Consider the following 6,250-nt stretch of genomic DNA (forward strand, 5'->3'; position numbering starts at 1 on the left):
GGCAGGCCCATCTGCTGAGCGGCGACGGCGGTAAGGCCGCTGCCGCAGGGCGTTCCCGGATCGACAATGCGCTGGCCGATGCGCGCAAAGTCTTCATCCGCCAGCTCGGCGAGCCCAATCTGGCGGAAGTAGTCGGCATCCCAGCGCTGCTCGTGGGCCAGATAGGTCCATTTACAGGTGACGGTACAGACCGAGCGGGCCTCGTCGCCGGTGGCGCGCCAGGTGAGGTAGTCCGCGAGGTCAAAAAAGTGTCGCGCCTGCCGATAAGTCTGCGGGCGGTTCTCCTTCAGCCACAGTATCTTCGGCGTCTCCATCTCCGGCGAGATAATGCCGCCGACGTACTGCAGCACCGGATGACGGGTGGCGTTAATCTTTTCCGCCTGCCTGGTCGCGCGGTGATCCATCCAGACGATAATGTCGCGGTTGGGGTCTTCTGAAGGACCCACCGCCAGCGGCGCGTCGTTCTCACCGACCACCACCAGCGAACAGGTGGCGTCGAAGCCAATGCCCGCCACCGAGTCCGGCGCGGCGCCGGCGCGCGCGATCGCGGTTTTAATACAATCGCACACCGCCTGCCAAATCTCGCTGCTGGATTGTTCAACCATGCTGCCCGCGCTGCGAAAGAGGGTAATCTCCCGCGTCGCGTGGGCGAGCAGTTCACCATTGAGGTTGAAAATACCTGCCCGCACGCTGCCCGAGCCGACATCGACGCCAATAATGGTTGGTGTATCGCAGTTCATAGAGCCATCCTTTAGCCAGCCTGATTGAAGAGTTAGAGATCCACGCTGTTAGGCAGGATAACGAGGTCGCGTACGGTGACGTTCTTCGAGCGGGTCACCATAAACAGCACGGATTCAGCCACCTCAATCGGCTGCATCAGGCTGCCGTTGGCCAGCGCTTCCTCCATTTTTTCTTTCGGCCAGTCGTCGAGCAGGGCGGTCACCACCGGGCCGGGCAGCACCGCGCCGACGCGTACGCCGTGCTGCGACACCTGACGGCGGGTGGTGTGCACGAAGGCCTGCACCGCAAACTTCGAGGCGGTGTAGATAGGCTCCCAGATAACCGGCACCACCCCTGCAATGGAGCTGGTGAAGATGATATCGCCGGACTTCTGTGCGATCAGGTGCGGCAGTACGCTGCGCACGCAGCGGAAGGCGGCGTTGGTGTTGAGATGCAGCACGCGATCCCACACGTCCGGATCGCCTTCGGCCACCGGTCCGCCGATATAGGCGCCGGCGTTGGCGTGGAAGATATCCAGCCCGCCCGCCAGCTTAAGAATGCCGGGCAGAATATTATCGACCTGTTCGCCCTGCATCAGATCCACCTGCAGGGCAAAGGCGTTTTCGCCCAGTTCGGCCACAATCTTATTTAGCTTTTCGCCTTCGCGGTCGATCAGCACCACCTTCGCGCCCGCCGAGAGCAGGGTTTTGGCGCATTCAAGGCCGATACCGGAAGCCGCGCCGGTCACCGCAGCGACTTTACCATTGAGAGAAGTATTCATAGAGGATACAGAGTGGTTCATTTTATAATCCTTCACCGAGTCTATTTTGGTAAATCGATCTGGCCCGCAATAAGCCGGGACCAGCGTTGGAGTCAGGCACTAAATCTTGCTAAGATTTTGAATATCAGCATCATTTATTTATATACGCTGGATACTGAGCGGCGTGCGACCTGGCGCGCCGGGGAGCATAGTGGTTGCTCAATCGATGAAGCTAATGTGCGCCAGCTCCATCGATTGAGCAAGTGGGTAAATTAACAGCGAAATGAATTTGTGACGCAAGTTGGGAAAATGAAAAAAATCACTATCTACGATCTGGCGGAATTATCCGGCGTTTCGGCCAGCGCGGTCAGCGCGATCCTCAACGGTAACTGGAAAAAGCGTCGTATCAGCGCGAAGCTGGCGGAGAAGGTTACCCGGATTGCCGAAGAGCAGGGCTATGCCATCAACCGCCAGGCCAGCATGCTGCGCAGTAAAAAATCCCACGTGATCGGCATGATCGTCCCTAAATATGATAACCGCTACTTCGGTTCGGTGGCGGAAAGCTTTGAAGAGATGGCGCGCGAGCGCGGCCTGCTGCCGATTATTACCTGTACCCGCCGCCGCCCGGAGCTGGAGATTGAAGCCGTGAAGGCGATGCTCTCATGGCAGGTGGACTGGGTGGTGGCGACCGGGGCGACCAACCCGGACAAAATTACCGAGCTGTGCCAGCAGGCGGGCGTGCCCACCGTCAACCTTGACCTGCCGGGCACCGTTGCGCCGTCGGTAATTTCCGATAACTACGCCGGGGCGCGGGCGCTGACCGATAAAATTCTCGATAACAGCCTGCGCCGGCACGGCAGCCTCGCACCGCTGACCTTCGTCGGCGGACGCAGCAGCGACCACAACACCCTTGAGCGCCTGCGCGGCTTTCACGACGCGCATCGGGCGCGCGGCCTGAGCGTACCGGCGGAAAATATTCTCGCCCCCGGCTACTCGAAAGGCAAAGTTGAGGCCAGCATGCAGGCCCGCTTCGGCGCGCCGGATGAGCATCTGCAGGGCTTCTTCGTCAACTCCACCATTTCGCTTGAAGGGGTCGTCCGCTGGCTGGCCCAGCGGGGCCTGACCGGCACCGGGCAGCCGCCGATGGGCTGCTTCGACTGGGATCCCTTCGTCTACCTGCTGGGGCACGATATCGATATGGTTCAGCAGAACGTGCCGGCGATGCTGGAGGCGGTGTTCGGCATTATCGATTCCGGCGATGCCGCTAAGCAGCTGGTCGAAATTCCGCCGCTGCTGATCGGCAGCCGGGAGCTTATCTGAGCGCCGCGCGGGCGCTAGCGCGTTAGCAGCCAGCGGGCGGTGTGTTCATCGGTCACCAGGCCGTTGATCCAGCCGCCTTTCAGCGCGGCCAGAATCGCCGGACGCTTGTATTCGCCGCAGGCCACCGCAATACGCGGGCAGCGGTTGTGGCGGATATCGTAGCTGGTGATCATCTGGTTAATATTGCTCTCCACCACGCCGCCCTCGGCATCAATAAAGCGGCCAAGGATCTCGCCGATCCCGCCCTGTGCCGTCAGCTCGTCCAGCTGCGCCTGATTAATAAATCCGTCCTTGAAGATTGGGCTTTGCGTGCCCAGCGGGCCGATGCCGACGAAAATCACGTCCGCCTGCTGCGCGACGCCCGACACGCTCTGAAACAGCCGGCTGGTGCACCACATCCGGTGCTCGTCCGCCGTTTGCGCGTAGCGCGGCGCCGGCCACTGGTAATACTTGGCCTGAATTTTCCTCGCCAGCAGCAGGGGAACGTCGTCGTAGTAGTTGCACTGTCCGTCGGCATCCATCGCGCTTATTAGCGCCACGCAGCGGGTGTTGAAGCTGTCGAAATCGATGCGCTGCATGGTTTTCTTCAGCGTCAGCCCGGAGCCAATGCCGATGATTTTGGCCTTATCGTCCTGCAGATAGCGGGCCATCAGCTGGTAGCAGCCGAACGACACGCTGTCGAGGGTGCTCTCCTCGCTGTAGGCCGGGACGACGTTGCAGTCGATAAGCCGATATTTTTCCTGCAGCAGCTGGGCGTAGTCGAGGCAGTTTGCTACCGGATGATGTAGCCCAATCGAGACGATCCCTTCCTCTTTCGCCGCGGCAATCAGCCGCTGGACCACCGGCCTTGAGGTGCCGAGCTGGCTGGCTATCTCGCTCTGATTCTGGCCGGCAATGTAGTACATCCACGCGGCGCGGACCTTCTGGTCCAGCCTGATGTCATCTTCTTTACTCACGGTTCCCTGCCTTAAGTTGGCGGCCGTGGCGATAAGCATGTCTTTTCGCGGGCCTGCTAATTTTGACTGTTAGCCGCATTTTGGCCGCGGCTCAGAAAACAGGCAAGCTTTTGCTCTCCTTTGGTCATTTGTATTTTGTTTGGGTAATTGCTCTTTTGTGATCTATGGCTCTTAATTAGGTCAAATGATCATCTACAGTGAGCCACATCACTCAAGGAGATCAGAATATGAATCAGCAATACACATGGCTTCACATCGGTTTGGGTTCTTTTCACCGTGCGCATCAGGCGTGGTACCTGCATCGCCTGATCGCCAGCGGCGATAAGCGCTGGCATATCGCCGCGGGCAACATTCGCGATGATGCCGAGCAGGTGGTGCAGGCGCTGGCCGCGCAGGGCGGACGCTACGTGCTGGAGACCGTCAGCCCGGAAGGCGAGCGCGAATATGAAGAAATCACCTCTATCCAGAAGCTGCTGGCGTGGCAGAAGGGGCTGCAGCCGCTGATTGACGAAGGGGCCAACCCGCAGACTAAGGTGATTGCCTTCACCGTTACCGAAGGGGGCTACTACCTCAATACCGGCCATCGCCTGGAGACCAGCAACCCCGATCTGCTCGCCGACCTGCAGGGCGACTGCAAGACCATTTACGGCACCATCGCGCGTATTCTGGAAAAGCGCATGGCGGATAACGCCGGGCCGCTGACCCTGCTGAACTGCGATAACGTCCGCCACAACGGCGAGCGCTTTCACGACGGACTGGTGGAGTTCCTGCAGCTAACCGGCAGGCAGGCGCTGGTCGAGTGGCTGGCGGCGAATGCGAACTGCCCGAACACCATGGTTGACCGCATCACGCCGCGCCCGGCGGCGGATCTGCCGGCGCGCATCAAAGCGCAAACCGGCATTGACGATCGGGCGCCGGTGATGGGAGAAAGCTTCATTCAGTGGGTGGTGGAGGATAATTTCCGCGCCGAACGGCCGAATCTGGAAGCCGTTGGCGTTGAGATGGTGGACTCGGTTATCCCTTACGAAGAGGCGAAAATCCGCGTTCTCAACGCCTCGCACAGCTGCATCGCCTGGGCGGGCACCCTGATCGGTCAGCGCTATATCCACGAAAGTACGCTCACCGAGTTCATCTACGCCATTGCCGATCGCTACGTCACCGAAGACGTAATCCCGTGCCTCGGCGATAACGGTATCGACCTCGCGACCTATCGCGACGTGGTGCTCAAGCGCTTTACCAACCCCTACATCCAGGACACCAACCAGCGGGTGGCGGCGGACGGCTTCTCTAAAATCCCGGCGATGATCGCCCCGACCCTGCAGGAGTGCTACCAGCGCGGCGCGCGTCCGGAAGCGACGGCGATGCTCCCGGCGCTGTTCTTCGTCTTTATGGAGCAGTGGCATAAGGGAACGCTGCCGTATCAATACCAGGACGGGATCCTCGACGCGCAGGCGGTGCACGAGATGTTTGAGGCCAGCGACCCGATCGCCGTCTACGCCAAAGACCGGGCGCTATTTGGCGCGCTGGCGGAGAACGAGGACTTCCTGGCGCTGCTGCGCGAGAAGATTGCCGCAGTTTATACGCTGATTAAGTAAGAGGTGGCTATGTACTTAGGGATCGATCTCGGCACGTCGGAAGTGAAAGCGCTGGTCATTGACGAGAACAACGACGTCGTCGCCAGCCATAGCGCGCCGCTGAGCATTCAGCGGCCCCATCCCCACTGGTCAGAACAGGCGCCGCAGGCGTGGTGGGAAGCCACGGAATATCTGATGACCACCCTGCGGGAAAAGTGCGGCTCTCACTGGTCGGCCATCAAGGCGATTGGCCTTTCGGGGCAGATGCACGGCGCGGTGCTGCTGGACGAGGGCGGGGAGGTGATCCGCCCGGCCATCCTGTGGAACGACACCCGCTGCGCCGACGAGTGCCGCGAGCTGGAGGAGATGGCCCCCGAGCTGCACCAGGTGGCGGGAAACCTGGCGATGCCCGGCTTTACCGCGCCAAAGCTGCTGTGGGTGCGCCGCCACGAGCCGGCCAACTTCCAGCGCACGGCGACGGTGATGCTGCCGAAGGACTATCTCCGCTACCGGATGACCGGCCGCAAAATCTCCGACATGTCGGACGCCGCCGGGACGCTGTGGCTGGACGTGGCGAAGCGCGACTGGTCCGATGCGCTGCTGGACAAGTGCGGCCTGTCGCGCAGCCATATGCCGACGCTGGTCGAAGGCTGCGAGGTCTCAGCAACCCTCGATCCGCAGGTGGCGGAGCGCTGGGGGCTGAACTCCTCGGTGGTGGTGGCCGGCGGCGGGGGCGATAACGCGGTCAGCGCCATTGGCGTTGGGGCGGTCTCGCCGGGGGATGCCTTTATCTCTCTCGGGACCTCCGGCGTGCTGTTCGTGGTCACCGACGCCTATCGTCCGGCGCCGCAGTCGGCGGTTCACGCCTTCTGCCACGTGCTGCCGAACCTGTGGCATCAGATGAGCGTGATGCTCAGCGC

Annotated in this window: 6 protein-coding genes; 3 read left to right on the forward strand and 3 right to left on the reverse strand. The window is 61.1% G+C overall.

Going from position 1 to position 6,250, the window contains the following annotated elements; genetic code table 11:
• The coding region (locus PFH44_RS23815; RefSeq protein ID WP_283826358.1) for an FGGY family carbohydrate kinase at positions 1 to 740 on the reverse strand (740 nt) is incomplete at its 3' end.
• A 32-nt stretch (positions 741 to 772) separates the two neighbouring features.
• Positions 773 to 1,522 carry an SDR family oxidoreductase gene (locus tag PFH44_RS23820; protein WP_166646154.1) on the reverse strand — a complete coding sequence of 250 codons (750 nt, stop codon included), beginning with the start codon at positions 1,520 to 1,522 and terminating at the stop codon, positions 773 to 775.
• A 267-nt stretch (positions 1,523 to 1,789) separates the two neighbouring features.
• Between PFH44_RS23820 and PFH44_RS23825 the strand changes: the two genes are divergently transcribed.
• Positions 1,790 to 2,800 carry a LacI family DNA-binding transcriptional regulator gene (locus PFH44_RS23825; protein WP_045855792.1) on the forward strand — a complete coding sequence of 337 codons (1,011 nt, stop codon included), beginning with the start codon at positions 1,790 to 1,792 and terminating at the stop codon, positions 2,798 to 2,800.
• A gap of 14 nt (positions 2,801 to 2,814) precedes the next feature.
• Here PFH44_RS23825 and PFH44_RS23830 read toward each other — a convergent pair whose 3' ends face one another.
• A complete protein-coding gene (locus PFH44_RS23830) occupies positions 2,815 to 3,756 on the reverse strand; it encodes a sugar-binding transcriptional regulator (RefSeq protein WP_045856427.1) in 942 nt (313 codons plus the stop codon).
• Positions 3,757 to 3,983: 227 nt separating this feature from the next.
• Here PFH44_RS23830 and dalD point away from each other — a divergent pair, with 227 nt between their 5' ends.
• Together dalD and xylB are read left to right on the forward strand one after the other, a co-directional pair.
• Positions 3,984 to 5,351: a D-arabinitol 4-dehydrogenase gene (gene dalD, locus PFH44_RS23835; protein WP_132512232.1), complete on the forward strand. Its 1,368-nt coding sequence runs from the start codon at positions 3,984 to 3,986 to the stop codon at positions 5,349 to 5,351.
• A 9-nt stretch (positions 5,352 to 5,360) separates the two neighbouring features.
• The coding region (gene xylB, locus PFH44_RS23840) for a xylulokinase (RefSeq protein WP_283826359.1) at positions 5,361 to 6,250 on the forward strand (890 nt) is incomplete at its 3' end.

Source organism: Klebsiella sp. Ech2A, assembly GCF_030078455.1.
GTDB lineage: Bacteria > Pseudomonadota > Gammaproteobacteria > Enterobacterales > Enterobacteriaceae > Klebsiella > Klebsiella terrigena.